This is a genomic window from Campylobacter sp. CFSAN093246 (assembly GCF_012889415.1).
Taxonomy (GTDB): domain Bacteria; phylum Campylobacterota; class Campylobacteria; order Campylobacterales; family Campylobacteraceae; genus Campylobacter_D; species Campylobacter_D jejuni.
Genome location: NZ_CP040613.1, coordinates 1,096,734 through 1,114,746 on the forward strand (window position 1 = coordinate 1,096,734; position 18,013 = coordinate 1,114,746).

Below are 18,013 nucleotides of genomic sequence, written 5' to 3' on the forward strand. Positions count from 1 at the left end.
TCCTTTAAAAACGCCTTATTCTTGAAACAGAGTTAAAATGATGCTTTCTTCTTTTAATGCTACTTTTAGTTCTTGCTAATAAAAATGCTCCTGCTAAGCTATCAGGTGCATCATCATTTTTCCCTTCTGGAAATTCTAAAAGTTGATTTATAAGCATAGTTTGGCTTTTATGTAAAAAAAGCTCTTCATTTTCAAAAGCAAGGCTTAAACTCTCAATGCGTTCAAACTTGCTAACGCTATTATTTTTACCACGCAAAGGCAAAAAAACTCCACTTTCTAAGCTTTTTTCTTGTAACCATTTTTTCAAGAAAAATTGACCGCCATTAGTTTCAATTTCAATCAAGCGACATTTATAAATCTTTTGAAGATTAAAAATGGTTTTTATAATGCTTTGTGCTTTTAAGATTTTTACGATGCTTTCTGCTACATAAAAACCCTTTGCACCTTTGCCAATAATGGTAATCGCAGTAAAGTCACTTTTTGCTTTTTCTCCTGCTGGGTCAATATACATATAATACTGATTAATGGCGGGTAAATCATCATAAAAATTAATGCCATCAAGGCTAAAGATTTGATTTTCACTTCTTGGATTATTGAGTTGCTCTTTATTAAAAGCTTTTAGATTTTCAGCCCTTAACTTCATTAAATCTTCTAAGCTTTTGGCTTCTTCCCAAAGAACCTTAGCCCCTTTATCCATTAAAGCTTTATTTTTTAAATAAAATTGATGAGCGGTATTAAAATCAGTATTTCTATAAAGCGTGGCGTATTCATCCCATAAATCAAGCCTTTGCGGAAACTCTTCGATGGAACGGAAGACTTTAGGATTCCAAAAACCAAGCTTTAATTTTCTAGATAAAACACTATCATTATGTAAAATGGTTCCAATATAAAGCACATCTAAGCTTCCATCCGCACTCCCTAAGTTTAAAACCGCTTCATCCACCCAATCTTCTAATTTATCCCTTTGATCTTTACTCCTGACATTAGTATCATTTTCTAAATCATCTAAAATAACTAAATCAGGTCTTTTAACCCCATATCTAACCCCACGCAGTCTTTTACCACTGCCAAAGGCTTTAATCTTTACGCCATTATTACTTACAAACTCTCCTACGCGCCAAGTCTTGCCAATTCCTACTACTTCGGGAAAATCAAGCTTTAAATGCGGATTATCTTCAAGCTCTGCTTTAATAGCTTCAAGCATTCCTTCCATAAGTTCGACCGCATCTGAAATCTCTACTATAAAGCTTTTATAATTAAAAACTAAGCACCACAAAGGAAAGAGTTGTGAAGTGTAGGTGGATTTACCATGAGCTCTTGGTGCAGCTATGGCGTGTTTTTCACCTTTGCTTTCTTTTTTAAGTGCGATTTTTGTAAAAACTTCATTTAAGTGCAAATGTAAGCCACATTCTCCTTTAATGGTAAAATAATGCGGAAAATAAGTTCTTGCAAAATAATCAAAATCCACACTCGCTCTTTTAATTCTTTCTTCTTTTAAAGTAGGATCTAAATGGCTTTCATGCAAAAATTGAGTTTTTAATTCATTTTTTAGCTCATCCATCCATTCTAAAAAGTCTTTTCTTTGCATAGCACCTTTTAGTTCATTTGGAGTGTTTTCGTGCTTTTGTTCGTTTGAGATTAAAAACTCATCGAGTTCTTCTTTGGAAAAAAGCATTAAATATCCATTGCTAAAATTTCTTTTTCTATCACTCCACTTTCTAAAAGTGATACAAGTTTTGCTACGCAATCTTTATCATTTTTTAAATGACTTATGATAATTTCAACCACTTTTTTAGCAACATTTAAACGATAGCTACTTGGATCTTCTAATCTTGCAACCTTTCTCATTTTTGAAAAGCTATCGCCTATCCTTGCAATGGCTTCAGTTTTCTTTTCTGCATTCATTTTTTCATCAGTATTTATATTTTCAATCGCACAAAACATTTGCTCAGTAAAACTTTCATATAATGAGGCACTTTCTTTATCTTTTATTTTTGAAGTTAAAAGATTAGCTTTTTGCTTATCCCAATCGCCATCTTTGGCTTTATAGTTTCTAATCGTTTTTTCATTGCGGTTTAAAATTTTTGCAATTTTAAATATATCAAAACCTGCAATATAAAGTTCTTTTGCTAAATCTTTTAAGTTGTTTTGAGACTTCGCGGATGAAGTAAATTTATCCTTACGAGCAGGAGTTTCACTCTCTGCACCCACCTGAAGGCCACACCCGACCTTTGCCATCTTAGGCTTTGTGGTGGAAGTTAAATTTTTAGCCATTTAATCTCCTTAAATCCATTCTTTTTCTTTTAATTTTAAACGCTCTAACTTTGTTTTGTGGGATAAAGTTATCTTCGTTGATTTCAGTTGGAATTTTTTTATTTGCCATTTTTAAAAGTAAATCATTAGCCCACTCTCTAATCTCTTCTAAGCTTTCTTTTGGAAAATCATTTCGGCGTTTTAATTCCATAATTGTAAGCTTTACACAGATATCTTTTAAAAGAGGAGTTGGGTTTTTAGGTATCTTTATAAAACTTGCAATATAACTTTGTGCATCATTAATAGCATCATCAATCACTTCTTTATCACAAACCCCATCAGCATTTAAATCGCTAAGCTCTGCTATGGCATGAACGCTTAATTCTTTGATTAAATCCTTTTCATCTATCATAAAAAAATGCGTTTTAGTTTCTGTGATAAGCTTTTCTTCTAAAATGTCTTGATAATTCATTTAAAAAACCTTTTTTAATGTGGTTAAAATATGGTTAAAATCGTTTAAAATCTTTTTCTAATATCTTTTTAGCTTTAAAAGCATTTTTTGCCTTTAAAGCTAAAATTGTGCGTTTTACTCTAAAACAAGCTTAATAAGTCCATTTGGTCTGGTGCAAACTGGCATGGCTCTCATTTCGCCTACAATTTCAATTCCAGCCCCACGAGGTAAAATCTCAGGCTTAGAAACAAACATTAAACTTGGTGCTTTTCCTAAAGCATCAGTATGATTTGCTCTTGTATAATAAATGCGATTAGAATTATCCTTTGGCACAACCATACCCTCAGTGCCTTTTAAAAATTCAACGCTTTTTCCATTTGTATTTTTATATTTTGCACTATAACGGCGATATTTGGTGCCATATAAAATTAAGGACTTATCTTTCTCATCCCTACTTGCAAGATGATTTTTATAAAGATCTTCGCTTAATGCCAAGTTAGAAATAGCCGCAAAAAGTTCATTTCCACAAAGCACTTCATAATCAGCACTTGTTCCAAATTCATCAATAATTGCTGAATCAATCGCATCACAAATGCTGGCTAAAGTCACACTCCCATCTTTTTTAACACTAACAGCTTTCTTACTTGCACTTCCAAAATCAAAAAGCACATTTCCTTTGCCATCTAAAATCTTGCCAAATAAAGCACCATTTGCCATATATTCAAGTGTAGTGTTAAAGCTTTCTTTCATTTCTTTAACCAAAACCCCAAGAGCTCCACTTAAGCTTTTAGCCTGAGCTTCTTGTAATGCTAAAGACCTTAAAGAATTAATCTCACTCGCACTGATTCTTTTTGCTAATGCAAAGCGTGGTAAAGGTATATTTAAAATATAAGCGTCTTTAGTATTTTCTAAAGAATGTTCCCCATTATCTGAAATGCTATTTAAAACAATTCCAGCACCTTTTATAATTTCAACCCTTACGGTGCTCTCTAAACTTGGGATTTTATCCTTAAAAAAAGTATCACTTACAAAGCGAGGTGAAGCTTTGGTTTGATTAATAACTTCAGTTATTTTTGTACTTGAAAAAAGTTCCAAAAGTTGCTCTAAATCCATTTTTACTCCTTAGTATTAATAATTAAATTTTGCATAAAAGCCTTTTTAACCGCACTTACATGAACGCCTTTTAAATTGATTTCTCCTGCTAATAAAACCCCATAAACTCCAGAACTAAGAGCGTGATCTTTAAGCATTGCTAATTTAACATTTTCTTTTGCACTAATATCTTCATTTGGACATTTTTTAAAGCTTTCTCCAAAATCTTCGCTGATTAAAAGCGTTCCAAGAGCTAAGCTTCCATTAGTTTCAAGATCTATTTTCGCATTAATTGAAAACAAATCTTTATTGATAAAACTTTCAAGGCTTTTTGGCATAGCAATTAAAGGATCATTGCTTAAGCTTTTTGGTGTGACCTTTGATGGCATTTCTTCTCCTTTTTCATTTATAAATTCCTTAGTGGTTTCATTTTCACTCACAGCTTCTTCATTGACTAGGTTCTCATCTTCTAAAGACAAAGCTTTAGGTAAGTCTCCAGTTTCCAAGTCTTCATTTTCTAGGTTTTGGGTTTCTTTTTTAGCTTTAGCCATTTTTAATCCCCTAACATCATTTTCACAACATCAAACTCATTAGTTTTTGCTGTGTTTTTATTTGCAAAAACATTATTTTTTGGAACTTGCACTTGATCATTCTCGGTATCTAAAAAGCTTTTAAAGCCTTCTAAATCCTTACAAGCATACATTAGCGCCCATTCTTTTTGGGAATTAGCAATTTTTCCGCTATTTAAAGCATTATCAACTAAAGAGCTTGCTAAGTTTTTAACGCTTTCTTCGTTTTGTTTTTTTAAAGCTTCATTTTGTAAAGCGAGTGAGCTATTTTCATTTTTTAAAGCTATAATCTGAGATTCTAGCTCTTTGATTTTTTCATCCATTTTCTCTCCTTTGTTTTGATGAATATTATTTTTGTTAGCAATAAGTTCGCCTAGCTCATCAATAAATGGCGTATTAGTTAGTGCGACTGAGTGAAGCTTAGCTCTTACTAGTTCTCCACTTTTATTGTCTTTTGAATTAAATTCAAACACAGGGGATAAATAGCGGTATTGCTTATTTGTTATATATTTTTTAGCCTCTTCGTTAAACTCAGCCTTAGCCATTAAGGCATCATTTTCCAAATAAAGCTCTTTAATCCAACCTGCAGCAGGTGCTTTTTCATTTTTTAAGCTTTGATGCTCATAGTCAATAACCAAATCAATCTTTTTTTGATTAAAATTATCAATCATTGAGTTTAAATCTTTATCATCAACCTTAAACCTGCCATTATTATGCCCTTTCCACTCACCCTTAATTGCCACTTTTATGGGCTTATCATTGCTAACTTCGACTAAATTTTCTTTATTGATAAAAAGCATTTTAAATCCTTAAAAAATCATCTTTTGATAAAAAGCTACTTTGCAAAGTTCTTGCATAAATGCTTAAATAGCCATGATCGCTTATTCCTTCGTAAACCTTTTTAAGATCTTTAAGCTCTATTCTAAAACCATTGCTAGGTTCTGCATTTAAAAGCACTTTATCAACAGCTTCTATTGCATCAAATAATTTATGCTTAGCATCAATTCTGTGTTTAGGAGCTTTTGATTTTGTATGGGTTAAAATATAAAGTTTCCAAGTTCCCACTTTATTTTCTAAATCTTTATAACTTTCTCCTTCAAAATCAAGCAAAAGCGAAGCATCTAAATTATTAATACAACTTGCTATATTTTGGGTGTCTTCAAACTCGCCTAAATACATTTTTGCTTTAAAATCTTTTAATAGTTCTAAAAGCTCATTTTCAAAACTTTTAAGCATTTTCATCCTTTAAAAATTAGCGGCAATTTTAAAATGAGTTCTTTTTTTAATCAAGCAAATTATTTTTTCAAAGAGTTTTAGCACAAAATTTTTCTAGTTTTTGGGTCAGCTTTTTAACTAAACTTACGACATTTAAAGGAGTGAAAATGAAAAATAACCCTTATTTTAAAGAAAGCGAATTTAAATGTAAATGCGGCAAATGTGAATTGCCTCAAAATGTGCCAAGTGATGAGCTTATAGACATTCTTTGTGAAATCAGAGAACATTACAATGCTCCTGTTATTATAAATAGTGGATATCGCTGCAAAGAGCATAATGCAGAGGTTGGTGGAGCCCCTAAAAGCCAACACACTATAGGAAGTGCAGCAGACTTTGTGGTTAAAGGAGTTAAAACAGAAGAAGTTCATCAATATGTTTTAAACACCTATGGCGAAAGGAGCTTGGGAATTGCCATAAAGCATAATTTTAATGATCCTTATGCTGGGTTTGTACATTTAGACACTAGAGGCAAAAAAGCAAGATGGACTTATCCATAAGGAAAAGATTGTGTTTAGTTTTATTTTATCAAGGTTTTTAAGTCCTTTAAAAATAGCTTTTTTTGTTCTAATTGCTCTTTGTGGTTTTTTATATTTAAAAAACAATGCTTTAGCTTTAGAAAATGAAAATCTAAAACTTAAAGCTTTGCATTTTAGCAATGAAATCAATGTTTTTAAAGATAAATTAGCCCAGCAAAATAAAGCTATTGATAAATTAAAACTTGATTTAAAGCCCAAAGAGACTTTAAAAGAAGTTTTAAAAGTGGATAAGGTTTTTATTAAAGATAAAAGCTGTGAGAGTGAACTTAAAGCTTATAAAGAATTATTTAATATTTTAGGAGCAGAAAAGTGAATGATAAAATGAGAATTTTCCTATTAATTATACCTTTTGTTTTTTTAAGCGCTTGTGCTTCTAAAGATATTTTGATTAAAACTGAAATCAAAGAAGTTAAAGTTCCTATTAAATGCCCTTTAAAACTTCCTTTAAAGCCTTTAGACAAAAAAGACTTAGAAAGTGCTAAAGAAATCTCTAAATATTACTTAGAAGTTGAAAATATAGCCAAGCTTTGCACAGGAGAGAAAGATGAAAGAAAATAATAAAATGATAAATCAAAAAAGCATTGCAAAAGATCTTCTTATAGCTCTTTTGTTTTCAACTTTTGCATTAGCTTTATTATATTTATTTGAAATTTTTACAAGGAACTAGCAATGAAATTAGAAGATATATTTGTATATATGGTTTTAATGATAGTAAGCTTTATAGCTGGACTTGTAGGAATTGTAACAAAAAATAAATTAAGCAAAGCTCTTAATTTAAAAGGTAAATTTACACTCTTTTTAAAAGGTATGCTAGGCTCTATGTTTGTGGCATATCTAGTTTTTGAAATTGTAAATTATCTTAATTTTGGCATAAAGCTTAGCGTTGCAGTGGGTGGTTTTGCAGCTTATATGGGGACAGATGCATTGCTTAAAATTGAGCAACTTGTAGAAAAGTTAATTAATAAAAAAATGGAAAAACTATAATGAACGAACTTGGCATCATTTGCGACATTAAAGAAGGTAAAGCTAAGGTTGCTATTGGAGATATGGTAACGGATTTTTTAAGTGTTTTTCAAAGTCTAGCTAATTCTTATGCAGTGAGCTTTTCTCCTTTAAGAATAGGAGAGCAAGTATTAGTCATACCTGTGCGTGGGGATTTAAATAGTGGAGTTATTTTGCGTGGGCTTTACCAAGAAAAACATAGAGCAAAAAACACAGATGAAAATACTTTTAATATAGATTTTGAAGATGGAACGCATTTAGAATACAACTCTAAGAGTAGTACTTTAAAACTTGATGTGGTTAAAGATATAAATATCACTTGTGTAGATAAAACCACCCATAACCAAAACAACACCTTAAATACTAAAAATCATACTACAAACGCTAATACCATAACGCTTAACGCTCCAAGTATTAATTTAAATGGTAATACTCAAATTGCAGGAGCAATTTCTACAAGTGGCGAAGGTGGGGCAAGTGGTACTTTTAGCATAAAAGGAAATTTAAACTTAATAGGCAATTTACAAGTTAGTGGAAATATAAGCGATAGCAAAGGTGATTTAACAAATCATATCCATTCTTGTACTTGTGGTGCCACAGCTTCGCCAAGATAGGAAAAACTATGAAAGAATTATTTTTGCTTTTATTTTCATTAGTCTTTTTTATGCTCTTTTGCATGGGGGCATTTTATGCTTTTTTAAACCTAAACTTCTTTATTAAAAGCATTTTTATAGGCTTTTTTATAGCTTTTATGTTTTTAGGATTTTCGCAAATGCTAGAAAACATTTTTGAATTTTACAAAGGTTTAAAATGAATTACATGGTAAGCATCGAAGAAAGTATCAAAGACATTTTAATCACTCCTTTAGGCTCAAGAGTAATGAGACCTGAATATGGTTCTTTACTTTATACACTCATAGATAGAAAAATCGATGATGATTTTAAGATAAAGCTTACTAGATACACTGCAGAAGCAATTTCAAAGTGGGAAAAAAGAGTAAAGCTAAAAGGTGTGAGACTTAATGAGTGTAAAGACAATAAATTAAGCATTACCTTGCTTTTTGAAAATTATGGGGATTTAACCATGGAGCTAGGCAAATGAGTGAGCTTTTAAGTGCAAATGATAGCTATTTTAAACAAAGCTTTTTAAAGGATATCCCTTATCCACAAATCATAGAAGAGCTTGATTATGAAAAGCTTTTAAAAGCCTATGAAGAACTTTTTAAAAGCTTTTTAAAAGATAATGTAGAGCTTTTAGAATCTGACCCTTTTAAAGCCATTTTAGAAGCTTTAGCTTATAGAGAAATGATAATTAGAGCAAGAATTAATGAGAGTATAAAAGCAACTTATCTTCATTATGCAAAGGGAAGTGATTTAGATAATGTAGTAGCTAATGGCTATTTGATACAAAGGCTTAAAGGGGTTAAGCCCACAGCTAAAGTAGAGTTTGAATTAAATACTTTACTTACTTATGATGTCATCATCCCAAAAGGTGCAATTTTTTCAAATGAAAAAGCAGACCTTGCCACTTTAAAAGAAGAAGTGGTGATTAAAAAAGGGCAAAGTAAAGCACAAGGTATTTTAGAACTTGATGAATTTATTCAAAGTAAAGAAAGTAAAACCGAGTTTTTACAAACTCCACTGCCTTTTGTAGCTAAGATTAAACAACTAGAATTTTTCAAAGGTGGAGCCAGTGAAGAAAGCGATGAGGCTTTAAGAGAAAGAGCCATAATGAGTGTACATCGCTTTTCAACCGCAGGAAGTGAAAAAGGCTATATCTATCACGCTTTAAGCGCAAGTGCAAAAGTAGCTTCCATAAAAGCTTTAAACAATGGAGCAGGAAAAGTAAGAGTTATCATTAAAAGTGAAGATGAATTAAGCGTTGATGTGGTTAAAGAGTATTTAAGTGCGGATGAGCGAAGACCTTTAACTGATGAAGTAAATGTAGAATTAGCTAAAAAAAGAGAGTTTATCGTAGATGCCAAACTTTTGCTTTTAGAGCTTTCTAGGGCTAATGAAATAAGCCAGAAGATTAATGCTTTGCAAAAGGACTTTGATTTAAGTGTGGATTTAGCACTGGGATTTATTTATAAATGCCTTCATCAGGACGGAGTTTATAAAAGCGAAATTTTAAGCATTAAAGAAAAAATCATAAATGAAGAAGAGCAAGAATTAAAAGACTTGCCCTTAGAAAATATAATAATAGCTGATGATGAGTTTGCAACCCTTAGCTTTTCACTTAGTTATGAAAAGGCAGTACTATGAAGGGGCATTGCGTAGCAATGGGTCGGGAAGCCTTCAGTAAAAGCGACTTTGGGCGAATTTCGTTTGCACAAAGTGATAGCATAAAAAAGGCAGTACTATGAATACACTAATACTAAACCACCATCCAAAACAAAGCAAAGCCATTGATTTAAGTGCTAAAACAAGATTTGAAGATTTAAATTTAGCTAGTATCACAAATCTAGCTCTAAATTGCGATGAAAGATTATTGTCAATTTTAGCTAATGCTTATGATGTAAGTATTGATGGTTTAAATGAAAAAGAATCAAGAAAGCTTATATCTAAAGCCTTGCTTTTAGATAGATACAACGGCACAACTTGGGCTATAAAAGAAGCTTTAAGAGCCGTATTTCCTACTGCAGTGGTTAAAGAGTGGTTTAATTATGGTGGAAAGCCTTATTTTTTTAAAGTTAAAGTAAGCACAACTAATGTTAGCTTTGATGAAAGAACGCTTAATACTTTAGAAAGACTAATTTATGATTTTAAAAATGTTAGAAGCGTTTTAGAAGCAATTGAAATAGAGATTGAAAGTAAAAATGATAGTTTTAATGCTAATGCACAAATAAGTGGAGAAACTATAGAAATCTTACCTTTTCAAACCACGCAAATTGAAAACAATCAGAAACCAAGTTTAAATGCAATGGGTGTTTTTATGTGTGAAATAACAAGAACTAATATTGATTTTAAAGGAGTGTATTAATGGCAAAAAGTGAATACTATACCATACTAACAAAAATTGGCATTGCTAAATTTATTGCCGCAAGAGCAAGTGGAAATGGTATCAATTTAAAAAGCTTTAAATTAAGTTCAAAAGTTATTTTGCCCAGTGAAGAAATGCAAAGCTTAGAAGAGATTGTATATGAAGCTAATATTAGTAGCAAAAGCATGGATGAAAGCAATCCAAACTATGTGAATTTAATGTGTCATGTGCCAAGCGATGTGGGCGGGTTTGAGGTTAATGCAGTAGGCATTTATGATGAAGCAGGAGATTTGCTTGCAGTTGGAAATGTCCCACGCACTTATAAACCTATCTTAAAAGAAGGCAGTGCTAAAGAGCTTATGATAAAAATTGTCATGGAGCTTTCTAATGCAGAGGAAGTTATTTTAAAACTAGATCCTAGTGTGATTATGGCAAGTCGTGATTATGTGGATGCTATTAAAGTGGAACTCAATCTTAAAATTGATGCTTTAACGCAAAAATATGATGCAGAGTTTAAAAAAGTATGGGGTGAGTTTGCTAAATATCTTTTAGAAAATAAATTTAATACAGAAATTGCCAAATATGTTACTTTAGCTACTAATCAAACCATTACAGGAGCTAAAAACTTTACCAAACTACCTACAAGCTCTATAAAAGCTACAAATGACAATCAATTTGTAAATTTAGCTACCTTAAAAGAACAAGCTCCTAGCTTAATAGGAGGATTGGGAGTAAATCAAGCTTGGCAAAATGTTTCGAGAGCCTTTGATGTAGCTTATACAAATAATACAGGAAAACCCATAGCAGCCAAATTTCAAGTTAATGCTAGTGCAAGTGGGGGTGTCAGTTTTTCTTGTAGTGAGCAATTTGTAGTTTCTATGTTTCAAACTTCATTATCCAATGGTGGAGTAAGTCGAACTTATTTTGGTTTTGGAATCATTCCACCAAATGGGCAATACAGATTAAATACACCAGAACACAGCGGATTTTACCCAAGCAAAAGCATTGTATCTTTTATGGAGCTTAGATAAGCATCAAGCAAATAAGGAGAAAAAATGAAATATTTTATAGACAAAAACGATAATAATCAAATTTATGCTTATGAGGATGAAGTGAGCGATGAGCAAATTAAAACAGGCTTAACACCTATTAGCGAAGAAGAATTTAACTCTTTAATAAATCCTCCTAAAAGCGAAGAAGAACTTTTAAACGAGGCAAAAGAGTTAAAAATCAACGAGATTAATGCAAAAAAAGAAAATATTCTAAATGGTGGATTTTCTTTTAAAGGTAAAATCTATCAAAGTTCTAATGAAGATCAGTTAAGAATTAATGGAGCAGTAACCAATGCTCTTGTTAATCCTAATTTAATTCCTTATATTGATTGGATTGCACTTGATAATTCAACTACAAGATTTAGTGTGGAAGAGTTTAAACTCTTTGCAAGTAGCATGGCTTATTTTGTGCAAGAAACTATTTTTAAAGCAAGTGCTTTAAAAGAAAAAGCTAGAAATGCACAAAGCAAAGAAGAACTTGATTTAATTGTTTGGGAGAGTGAAAAATGACTAAAACAGAATTAAAAAGGGTTTGTGTAAAGCCATACGATAAGGACAGGTTTGAAGTGATTAGTGATTATGCTTTTTCTTTGCCAAATTATAAAGGCATTGTACCACAAGGCTTTAAAACTGATAGTGCAAGTATCCCACGCCTTTTTTGGTCTTTGTTTCCACCTTTTAAAAGTGAGTATTTTAGCGCTTGTGTGGTGCATGATTTTTTATGCGAAAAAGCAAATTCAAGAACTGATTATAGGACAGCTGATTTAGCATTAAAAGAAGCTATGACTTTGCTTGGATGTTCTAAGTTTAAAATCTTTGTATTTTATCATTCTTGCAATCTTTATCATGCAATAAAATGCTTGATAAAAGGAAAATAAAAAAAAGGTGAGCTACCCACGCAGTGGGACGGGGGCTTTAGTAAAAGCGACTTTGGGCGGATTTTATTCGCACAAAGTGAAAGCATAAAAAGGAGTTAAAATGAAAGATTATGGAATTTCTTTTATTCCAGATATTAATCAAGGCTCAAAAGAGCCAAGTGAACCTATAGTTAGTGATAAGCTTAATGCTCAAAAAGTTAATGAGCTTATAGATAAAAAACTAAAGCTTTTTAAAGAAGAGCTTGTTAATAAAGAGGAGCTTAAAAGTCTCATTGAGGAAATTTTACAAGATCAAAATTTCCAAAATACAAACATAAAAATATCAAAAACTCCACCTAACTACAATACACAAGCTAAAGTGGGAGAAATTTGGGCGGTTGTAGAAAGTAAAAAGCAATTATTTATTTGCACTGCTAATGATAATGATTTTACAAGCTGGGTTGATTTACTAGGAGATGGTAGCAATGATATTATCCCTAAAGAAAAAATCATTATCACATTTGATAACACTACCACAGGTGGACAATATGGGGGTTGTATGAGTGATTTAAGACTTGGTTTTGAAAATGGTTTTGCTACTCCAAATAAAGTTCAAGATGAATATGAAAACGCAAAATTCACTATGACTAAAGATGGCAATGGGCTTAATAGAAGCGATTTTACTATAGATTCTAATCCTATTGCAGGAGAAAACCAAATTTTAGGAACGATTAAGACAAGTGGTATTTATCAAGAAACCTATCACAAAATCGCCCATGTGTTTAAAAAATATAATGGTGGCGCTGATGAGTGTTGCTTATGGTCTAGTTCAGGAACGAGAGAGGTAAGCATAGAACTTGAAAATACACCAATGCCTAATAAGCTTTTTGCTAGAGGTAATGGATATTATGGTCAAACAGAAATTACCAATGTAAGAGTAAAAAAATCCATTTTTATAGGTGAGCAAGAAATTCAAAGTGAAGATTTTAATGTTGAAAAGTTAGAAGCTAGTTCTGATACTTATGGAGATTATGCCTTTTTATTTGAAATTTCTAAACAAGATCAAATTGTTATGAAAAAAGAGCTTAATTTAAATCCTAAAAAAAACAAAAAATACAAAAAAATGTAAAGAAATAAGGAGTGAATAATGGCAGCAAATTATGGAGTTAATTTTAATATTAGCAATGGTGCGGCAAGTCCTATTAAAGTGCAAAGTGATACGCCTATTGGTATTGCGGCTAGCTTAAAAGGTGCAAGTAAAGAAATGATTTACACAAAGGCTGGTTATGAAAGCGTGGAAGCTATGCCAATCTTTGCCTTTTCAAATGTAAATAAAGCAAAAGAATTTGTAAACGATTTAATCAAAGAAAATAACTTACAAGATTTTAGACTTTTAGATACTTTAGAATGTATCAACTTACAAAATGTAAGCAATGTTATAATCGTCAGCTTTTTTGAAGAAAGCGAGGAAAGTGAAAACACTTTAACCAATATTGTTAATGCCATAGAAGCCTTTAAAAAAGCCAAACATAAAACAGGCTTTAGTCCTGATTTAATCATTACTCCTTATTACTCACATGAAGCAGGAGTAAAGGCTAAGCTTGAAAGTGTGGCAAGTTCTATGAATATCACAGCTATTGTGGATCTTTACGCTACAAATGTTGGCGAAGCTATTAATACAATGGAGGCTTTTAGCTCTAAAAGATTAATTGCCACTTGGCCACAGGTTCAAATCTTAAACACACAAGGAAAATACGCTTATGTTCCACAATCTCCTATCATCGCAGGTTTAATAGCCCATACAGATGGGGATAAAGAATATGGTTTCAGTGATTCTTACTCAAATAGAGTGATGAATGGGGTTACTGGCACAGAGCATTTTATAGAGTTTATCAATGGCTTTGATTGTGATGCAGAAAGATTAAGAAATGCTCATATTTCAACTTGTATTTTAGGTGAAGGTTATCGCTCTTGGGGTGGGGAAACTAGCCATGAAGATACGATTTGGCAAGATTTAGCTCGTGTAAGAACTTTTGATCGTATAGCCCTAGCAGGACAAAAAGCAGCTTTTAAGGCTATTGATAAAAAAGCAAGTGAATTATATTTTATAAAAATCAGCATTGAAGAATTGCTAAGAGATTTAAAAGGAGCTAAGGTTTTAATTGGCTATGAGGTAAGCTGGGATGAAGAAAGAAACACAGATGCCAATGTGAGTGCTGGTAAGTTTTATCTAAATATAAAAATGATGAATAATCCAATCGTTAAACAAATCACTTTAGAGTTCATCTACTCTGATAAATGGGCGAGTGATTTGATTAAAACTATTAGTGCGGATAGTTAATAAATTTTTACAAGGAGAAAATAAAAATGAAAAGAATAATTGGCGAAGTTATACAGGAAGGTAATATTTATATAGATGGTCAAGGTTATCTTGGAGTGGTTAGAAATTTAAAATTGCCTGATATAGAACAAGAGATGATTGAAACCAAAGGAGTTTTAGGAGCAAATTATAGTAGCGGGGTTTTAAAGCCTTTAGAAATTAGCTTTAAATTAGCCGTTGTTGATCCAGTGCTTTATGCGGCTTTCTTTCATACTACTTTTAGCGAGATTAAAGCTCCTTTGCTTTTTAGAGAAAGTGTTCACAAAGGTGGAAAAAACTATGGTATTAGTGCTGAGTTTTTAGGAGAGTTTATAAGCATAAGTGAAAGTGATCATGAAAGTGGAAAAGAGGTGGAAGCTGAAATTAAAATGGCAGTTCATTTTTACATGCAACGCCGCAATAACATTCCAATCATTACCTACGATCATAAAAACACTATTTTAATGATAAATGGGGTGGATATGATGAGTGATGTAAGAAGCAATTTAACCCTTTAAACACTGATTAATCGGAGTTTAATTAACAATACTGGGATTTTAGGATTAAAGTTTGGCTTCTTGGGCATTGCGTAGCAATGGGTGGGGAAGCCTTTAGTTGCTTCTTAGGCGGAATTACTTCCGCCATAAAGAAGGATAAAAAGGAAAGAAAAATGAAAGAAAAAATAATCAAACTTGAAAATGGCGAAGAATTAAAAATGAGAGAGCCAAATGTGCGTGTGCTAAAAAACGCCACTAATAAAGGTGAAAAAGAAATGGAGCAAACTATTTGTATGATAGCTGCACTTACCAATAAGCAAGAAAGTGAAATTGAAGATTTGAATCTTAAAGATTTTAAAGCTTTACAGGACGCTCTTAAAGATTTTTTGGTAGAAGCAGGAGTTATAGCTTAGAGGCTATAGCTCTTATAAGTCATACTTTGCATTGGGGATTAAATGAAGTTTTAGATTTAAGCTTAGATGAGTTTGAAGAAGCTTTGGAAATTTCAAAAGAATTTTTAAAGGCTAAGAGTTTTTGATTGTTTTATTTTTCAAAAAATAAATTTTTAAAATAGCAAAAAGAATAAAATCTAAACTTATTACAATTAGCCAAGTGGGTAAAATAAGCAATAAAGCAATGGGTGGCATAATCATCACTAAAATAGCAGTTATGATAATGCTTGCAAAATAAGAAAAAATAAAAATAGCCATTGTATTAAAAAAACCATCACTTGCACTTTGATAGCTTATGTAAAAAGCAGGTATGAGCGTTGTTAATAATAAGGCAATATGTGAAATTATATCATCGTTAATAAATTTTAAAACTTTCATAGTAAAGATTTTAAAATACAATCGCTTAAAAAGGGTTGAATATGGAAAATGCTGGAAGTATTGGAATTGGTGTTATTTTAGGACTAGCGATTAAAAACGCAAGTGCGGTTGGCAAGGTAGTTAAAGATTTTAGCAATTTAGAAAAAATAGCAGCAAAAACTAAACTCGGCATTAGTGGATTGCAAAAAGAATTAAACACTCTTAAACTCAATGCCAATTTAAGAGCGGAATTAAAAGCTCAAAGAAAAGGTTTGCAAGATGAGTTTTTAAGTTTAGGTAATGTTATTCGAGGTGGAATTATTGGTAAGGGTTTAGGAGAAGCTATCAGCTTTGAATCTGCTATGGCTGATGTGAGAAAGGTTGTGAATTTTGATGAAGGCGATGATATTAAAAAAATGAGTGCTGATATCCTTAAGATGTCTCAAACTTTACCTGTTACTGCCAATGAGTTAGCAGCTATAGCTGCTGCTGGAGGACAGATTGGACTTGGTTCAAAAGATGTAAGAGAATTTACAAATCTTGTAACTAAAATGAAAGTGGCATTTGATATGAGCGCTGAAGATGTGGGAGATAGTGTTGCGAAAATTAAAAATATTTTAGGCATTTCTTTAAAAGACATGGAGGATTTAGGCGATAGTATTAATAATCTTTCAGATAATAGTGCATCTAAGGCTAGAGAGATTATTGATGTTATGAAAAGAACTGCAGCTGCTGGAAAGCAAATAGGATTTACTAAAGAACAAATTGCGGCTTTAAGCTCTTCTTTTATATCTTTAGGTAAGGGACCTGAAGTAGCAGGAACAGCTATTAATAGTCTTTACCGCGTTTTAGCCACAGCTGATAATATGGGAACTAAAACTGAATCTGCTTTTGCAAAGCTTGGTATAAGTGGAGCATTTTTAAAACAAGCCAGTTTTGATGATCCTCAAAAAGCTTTAGATATGTTTTTACAAAGAATTTCAAAACTAGACCAAAAAGAACAAATGGGCGTTTTAGTTGATATTTTTGGTCGTGAATTTGCAGATGATATGGCAACTCTTGTTGGAGGGCTTGACACTTATAAAGAAGCTTTAAAAAATGCTGGTGATGAAGCAAAAAAAGGCTCTTTACAAAGGGAATTTGATACAAGGGCTGCTACCACTGAAAATTCTATTATATTAATGAAAAATGCTTTTAATTCCTTAGCTGTTAATTTAGGTTCGGTTTTTTTACCTGCAATATCATGGGTGAGTGCTGGAATTTCTTATCTTGTTAATAGTATCACTTATATTACAGGACTTGTCCCTGGTCTTAATGGGGTTTTAGGAGGACTTATAGCCACTTTTTTGCTCGCCAAACCTGCAGTCTTGGCTTATGCTATTGCTAAAAACTATCTTAAAGATTGCACCATTTTACTTAAAAGTGCTTTGATTAAAACAAGAATACATCTTTTAGCTTTTCGTAATTCTTGTATATTATCTAATATTACTTTAAAAGCAAAAACCGTCACAACTACTATTTACACAACCTCCCTTAAAGCCTTATCTTTTGTTTTAGGTGGGCTTAATAAAGTTTTTAAAGCCGTAGCTATTGGTATTAGAGTGTTAAGCATGGCTATGATGAGTAATCCCATTGGTCTTATTTTAGGGGGCATTGCAATAGTGGCTGGGCTTATTATTGCAAATTGGGATAAGGTTAAGTCTTGGTTTAAATCTTTTATAGAATGGCTTAAACCTGTTTGGGAGCCTATATACAATGTCATTAAAGCAGTATTTGATAAATGTGCCCTTGTATTTACAAGTTTTAAAGATATTATTATGAGTGTTGCTTCTCCATTAGCTGAGTTTTTAAATTCTATTTGGCAAGATGTTGGCGATTTCTTTTATAGTATTTTTGGTTCTTTATTTGATTGGTTTGCTTCTAAGCTTTCTTGGGTAGGAGATATGATCTCATCTATAAGTGGCTTTATAAAAGATGCTCTTGATTTTGTAGGGCTTGGAGATGATGAAGAAGTTAAGATAAGCCAAAGTGAACAAAACAAAGAAAAAGTCTTTACTACAAACACTTATAAAGATGAATTAGCTAAGACAAAAAGTATAAATCATACTCCAAGCTTTAATAATGGCAATATCAATATAAGTGTTAATGGCACTTTTAACATAGCGACTAAAGATGGCAATTTTAATATGCAAGAATTTGCAAATGCTATACAAAAAAGTGTATTCGACGCTTTAAGAAAGCAAGAACAAAACAAAATTAACACTACAATTTATGGATAA

Annotated in this window: 25 protein-coding genes; 17 read left to right on the forward strand and 8 right to left on the reverse strand. The window is 32.0% G+C overall.

Annotated elements, in window-relative coordinates; translation table 11 throughout:
- Window positions 1-4: 4 nt before the first annotated feature.
- The 7 genes from terL to FBE87_RS05760 all read right to left on the reverse strand — a co-directional run bounded on the left by terL (window position 5) and on the right by FBE87_RS05760 (window position 5,601).
- Window positions 5-1,675, reverse strand: coding sequence for a phage terminase large subunit (gene terL, locus FBE87_RS05730; RefSeq protein WP_052803392.1), 1,671 nt, complete (start codon window positions 1,673-1,675; stop codon window positions 5-7).
- On the reverse strand, window positions 1,675-2,274 hold the full coding sequence (locus FBE87_RS05735) for a DUF1804 family protein (RefSeq protein ID WP_002803360.1): 600 nt from the start codon (window positions 2,272-2,274) through the stop codon (window positions 1,675-1,677). Before FBE87_RS05735 ends, terL begins: the two co-directional genes overlap by 1 nt.
- Window positions 2,267-2,725: a phage protein Gp36 family protein gene (locus FBE87_RS05740; RefSeq protein WP_002855185.1), complete on the reverse strand. Its 459-nt coding sequence runs from the start codon at window positions 2,723-2,725 to the stop codon at window positions 2,267-2,269. Before FBE87_RS05740 ends, FBE87_RS05735 begins: the two co-directional genes overlap by 8 nt.
- A 114-nt stretch (window positions 2,726-2,839) precedes the next feature.
- Complete coding sequence (locus FBE87_RS05745; protein ID WP_002784507.1) at window positions 2,840-3,817, reverse strand: major capsid protein; 978 nt, start codon at window positions 3,815-3,817, stop codon at window positions 2,840-2,842.
- Between the two features lie 2 nt (window positions 3,818-3,819).
- The gene (locus tag FBE87_RS05750) at window positions 3,820-4,347 is read right to left on the reverse strand and encodes a hypothetical protein (RefSeq protein ID WP_038401719.1); all 528 of its coding nucleotides are present in this window, start codon (window positions 4,345-4,347) and stop codon (window positions 3,820-3,822) included.
- A 2-nt stretch (window positions 4,348-4,349) separates the two neighbouring features.
- A complete protein-coding gene (locus FBE87_RS05755; RefSeq protein WP_002873730.1) occupies window positions 4,350-5,165 on the reverse strand; it encodes a phage protease in 816 nt (271 codons plus the stop codon).
- 1 nt (window position 5,166) lies between these two features.
- Window positions 5,167-5,601 (reverse strand): hypothetical protein, encoded by a 435-nt coding sequence (locus FBE87_RS05760; RefSeq protein ID WP_002873731.1) that lies wholly within the window; start codon window positions 5,599-5,601, stop codon window positions 5,167-5,169.
- 146 nt (window positions 5,602-5,747) lie between these two features.
- Between FBE87_RS05760 and FBE87_RS05765 the strand changes: the two genes are divergently transcribed.
- The 16 genes from FBE87_RS05765 to FBE87_RS05840 all read left to right on the forward strand — a co-directional run bounded on the left by FBE87_RS05765 (window position 5,748) and on the right by FBE87_RS05840 (window position 15,338).
- On the forward strand, window positions 5,748-6,137 hold the full coding sequence (locus FBE87_RS05765; RefSeq protein WP_057033856.1) for a D-Ala-D-Ala carboxypeptidase family metallohydrolase: 390 nt from the start codon (window positions 5,748-5,750) through the stop codon (window positions 6,135-6,137).
- 10 nt (window positions 6,138-6,147) lie between these two features.
- Window positions 6,148-6,489, forward strand: a complete 342-nt coding sequence (locus FBE87_RS05770; protein WP_100616499.1) for a hypothetical protein — start codon at window positions 6,148-6,150, stop codon at window positions 6,487-6,489.
- Complete coding sequence (locus FBE87_RS05775; protein WP_002784496.1) at window positions 6,486-6,734, forward strand: hypothetical protein; 249 nt, start codon at window positions 6,486-6,488, stop codon at window positions 6,732-6,734. The genes FBE87_RS05770 and FBE87_RS05775 overlap by 4 nt, the downstream gene beginning before the upstream one ends.
- A gap of 111 nt (window positions 6,735-6,845) precedes the next feature.
- Complete coding sequence (locus FBE87_RS05780) at window positions 6,846-7,160, forward strand: phage holin family protein (RefSeq protein WP_002784492.1); 315 nt, start codon at window positions 6,846-6,848, stop codon at window positions 7,158-7,160.
- Window positions 7,160-7,792: a phage baseplate assembly protein V gene (locus FBE87_RS05785; protein WP_100608270.1), complete on the forward strand. Its 633-nt coding sequence runs from the start codon at window positions 7,160-7,162 to the stop codon at window positions 7,790-7,792. The genes FBE87_RS05780 and FBE87_RS05785 overlap by 1 nt, the downstream gene beginning before the upstream one ends.
- Before the next feature lie 8 nt (window positions 7,793-7,800).
- Window positions 7,801-7,992 (forward strand): hypothetical protein, encoded by a 192-nt coding sequence (locus FBE87_RS05790; protein WP_002795238.1) that lies wholly within the window; start codon window positions 7,801-7,803, stop codon window positions 7,990-7,992.
- Complete coding sequence (locus tag FBE87_RS05795; protein WP_002795239.1) at window positions 7,989-8,279, forward strand: GPW/gp25 family protein; 291 nt, start codon at window positions 7,989-7,991, stop codon at window positions 8,277-8,279. The genes FBE87_RS05790 and FBE87_RS05795 overlap by 4 nt, the downstream gene beginning before the upstream one ends.
- Window positions 8,276-9,442: a baseplate J/gp47 family protein gene (locus FBE87_RS05800; RefSeq protein ID WP_100616497.1), complete on the forward strand. Its 1,167-nt coding sequence runs from the start codon at window positions 8,276-8,278 to the stop codon at window positions 9,440-9,442. The genes FBE87_RS05795 and FBE87_RS05800 overlap by 4 nt, the downstream gene beginning before the upstream one ends.
- Before the next feature lie 97 nt (window positions 9,443-9,539).
- Window positions 9,540-10,160: a phage tail protein I gene (locus FBE87_RS05805; protein ID WP_100608269.1), complete on the forward strand. Its 621-nt coding sequence runs from the start codon at window positions 9,540-9,542 to the stop codon at window positions 10,158-10,160.
- Entirely contained in the window at window positions 10,160-11,191 is a 1,032-nt protein-coding gene (locus tag FBE87_RS05810; protein ID WP_100625241.1) for a phage tail protein, read from the forward strand. Before FBE87_RS05805 ends, FBE87_RS05810 begins: the two co-directional genes overlap by 1 nt.
- Before the next feature lie 24 nt (window positions 11,192-11,215).
- Window positions 11,216-11,722, forward strand: coding sequence for a DUF4376 domain-containing protein (locus tag FBE87_RS05815; protein ID WP_057036462.1), 507 nt, complete (start codon window positions 11,216-11,218; stop codon window positions 11,720-11,722).
- Window positions 11,719-12,090 (forward strand): DUF1353 domain-containing protein, encoded by a 372-nt coding sequence (locus FBE87_RS05820; RefSeq protein ID WP_043012791.1) that lies wholly within the window; start codon window positions 11,719-11,721, stop codon window positions 12,088-12,090. Before FBE87_RS05815 ends, FBE87_RS05820 begins: the two co-directional genes overlap by 4 nt.
- Window positions 12,091-12,190: 100 nt before the next feature.
- The gene (locus FBE87_RS05825; RefSeq protein ID WP_165433153.1) at window positions 12,191-13,198 is read left to right on the forward strand and encodes a hypothetical protein; all 1,008 of its coding nucleotides are present in this window, start codon (window positions 12,191-12,193) and stop codon (window positions 13,196-13,198) included.
- A gap of 18 nt (window positions 13,199-13,216) precedes the next feature.
- Complete coding sequence (locus FBE87_RS05830; protein WP_039332501.1) at window positions 13,217-14,410, forward strand: phage tail sheath family protein; 1,194 nt, start codon at window positions 13,217-13,219, stop codon at window positions 14,408-14,410.
- Between the two features lie 26 nt (window positions 14,411-14,436).
- Window positions 14,437-14,946 (forward strand): phage major tail tube protein, encoded by a 510-nt coding sequence (locus tag FBE87_RS05835; protein WP_002865376.1) that lies wholly within the window; start codon window positions 14,437-14,439, stop codon window positions 14,944-14,946.
- A 152-nt stretch (window positions 14,947-15,098) separates the two neighbouring features.
- Window positions 15,099-15,338: a phage tail assembly protein gene (locus tag FBE87_RS05840; protein WP_002873740.1), complete on the forward strand. Its 240-nt coding sequence runs from the start codon at window positions 15,099-15,101 to the stop codon at window positions 15,336-15,338.
- 111 nt (window positions 15,339-15,449) lie between these two features.
- On the opposite strand, the gene FBE87_RS05845 is transcribed toward FBE87_RS05840, so the two are convergent.
- On the reverse strand, window positions 15,450-15,755 hold the full coding sequence (locus tag FBE87_RS05845; protein WP_002865378.1) for a hypothetical protein: 306 nt from the start codon (window positions 15,753-15,755) through the stop codon (window positions 15,450-15,452).
- A 41-nt stretch (window positions 15,756-15,796) separates the two neighbouring features.
- On the opposite strand from FBE87_RS05845, the gene FBE87_RS05850 reads away from it, so the two are divergent.
- Window positions 15,797-18,013 carry a phage tail tape measure protein gene (locus FBE87_RS05850; RefSeq protein WP_043012784.1) on the forward strand — a complete coding sequence of 739 codons (2,217 nt, stop codon included), beginning with the start codon at window positions 15,797-15,799 and terminating at the stop codon, window positions 18,011-18,013.

Coding starts and splice junctions, on each gene's coding strand:
- FBE87_RS05800 (WP_100616497.1), top strand. CDS start 8,276: ATGAGTGAGCTTTTAAGTGCAAATGATAGCTATTTTAAACAAAGCTTT.
- FBE87_RS05810 (WP_100625241.1), top strand. CDS start 10,160: ATGGCAAAAAGTGAATACTATACCATACTAACAAAAATTGGCATTGCT.
- FBE87_RS05845 (WP_002865378.1), bottom strand. CDS start 15,755: ATGAAAGTTTTAAAATTTATTAACGATGATATAATTTCACATATTGCC.
- terL (WP_052803392.1), bottom strand. CDS start 1,675: ATGCTTTTTTCCAAAGAAGAACTCGATGAGTTTTTAATCTCAAACGAA.
- FBE87_RS05795 (WP_002795239.1), top strand. CDS start 7,989: ATGAATTACATGGTAAGCATCGAAGAAAGTATCAAAGACATTTTAATC.
- FBE87_RS05830 (WP_039332501.1), top strand. CDS start 13,217: ATGGCAGCAAATTATGGAGTTAATTTTAATATTAGCAATGGTGCGGCA.
- FBE87_RS05825 (WP_165433153.1), top strand. CDS start 12,191: ATGAAAGATTATGGAATTTCTTTTATTCCAGATATTAATCAAGGCTCA.
- FBE87_RS05815 (WP_057036462.1), top strand. CDS start 11,216: ATGAAATATTTTATAGACAAAAACGATAATAATCAAATTTATGCTTAT.
- FBE87_RS05745 (WP_002784507.1), bottom strand. CDS start 3,817: ATGGATTTAGAGCAACTTTTGGAACTTTTTTCAAGTACAAAAATAACT.
- FBE87_RS05785 (WP_100608270.1), top strand. CDS start 7,160: ATGAACGAACTTGGCATCATTTGCGACATTAAAGAAGGTAAAGCTAAG.
- FBE87_RS05790 (WP_002795238.1), top strand. CDS start 7,801: ATGAAAGAATTATTTTTGCTTTTATTTTCATTAGTCTTTTTTATGCTC.
- FBE87_RS05835 (WP_002865376.1), top strand. CDS start 14,437: ATGAAAAGAATAATTGGCGAAGTTATACAGGAAGGTAATATTTATATA.
- FBE87_RS05820 (WP_043012791.1), top strand. CDS start 11,719: ATGACTAAAACAGAATTAAAAAGGGTTTGTGTAAAGCCATACGATAAG.
- FBE87_RS05805 (WP_100608269.1), top strand. CDS start 9,540: ATGAATACACTAATACTAAACCACCATCCAAAACAAAGCAAAGCCATT.
- FBE87_RS05765 (WP_057033856.1), top strand. CDS start 5,748: ATGAAAAATAACCCTTATTTTAAAGAAAGCGAATTTAAATGTAAATGC.
- FBE87_RS05850 (WP_043012784.1), top strand. CDS start 15,797: ATGGAAAATGCTGGAAGTATTGGAATTGGTGTTATTTTAGGACTAGCG.
- FBE87_RS05840 (WP_002873740.1), top strand. CDS start 15,099: ATGAAAGAAAAAATAATCAAACTTGAAAATGGCGAAGAATTAAAAATG.
- FBE87_RS05735 (WP_002803360.1), bottom strand. CDS start 2,274: ATGGCTAAAAATTTAACTTCCACCACAAAGCCTAAGATGGCAAAGGTC.
- FBE87_RS05755 (WP_002873730.1), bottom strand. CDS start 5,165: ATGCTTTTTATCAATAAAGAAAATTTAGTCGAAGTTAGCAATGATAAG.
- FBE87_RS05750 (WP_038401719.1), bottom strand. CDS start 4,347: ATGGCTAAAGCTAAAAAAGAAACCCAAAACCTAGAAAATGAAGACTTG.
- FBE87_RS05740 (WP_002855185.1), bottom strand. CDS start 2,725: ATGAATTATCAAGACATTTTAGAAGAAAAGCTTATCACAGAAACTAAA.
- FBE87_RS05760 (WP_002873731.1), bottom strand. CDS start 5,601: ATGCTTAAAAGTTTTGAAAATGAGCTTTTAGAACTATTAAAAGATTTT.
- FBE87_RS05780 (WP_002784492.1), top strand. CDS start 6,846: ATGAAATTAGAAGATATATTTGTATATATGGTTTTAATGATAGTAAGC.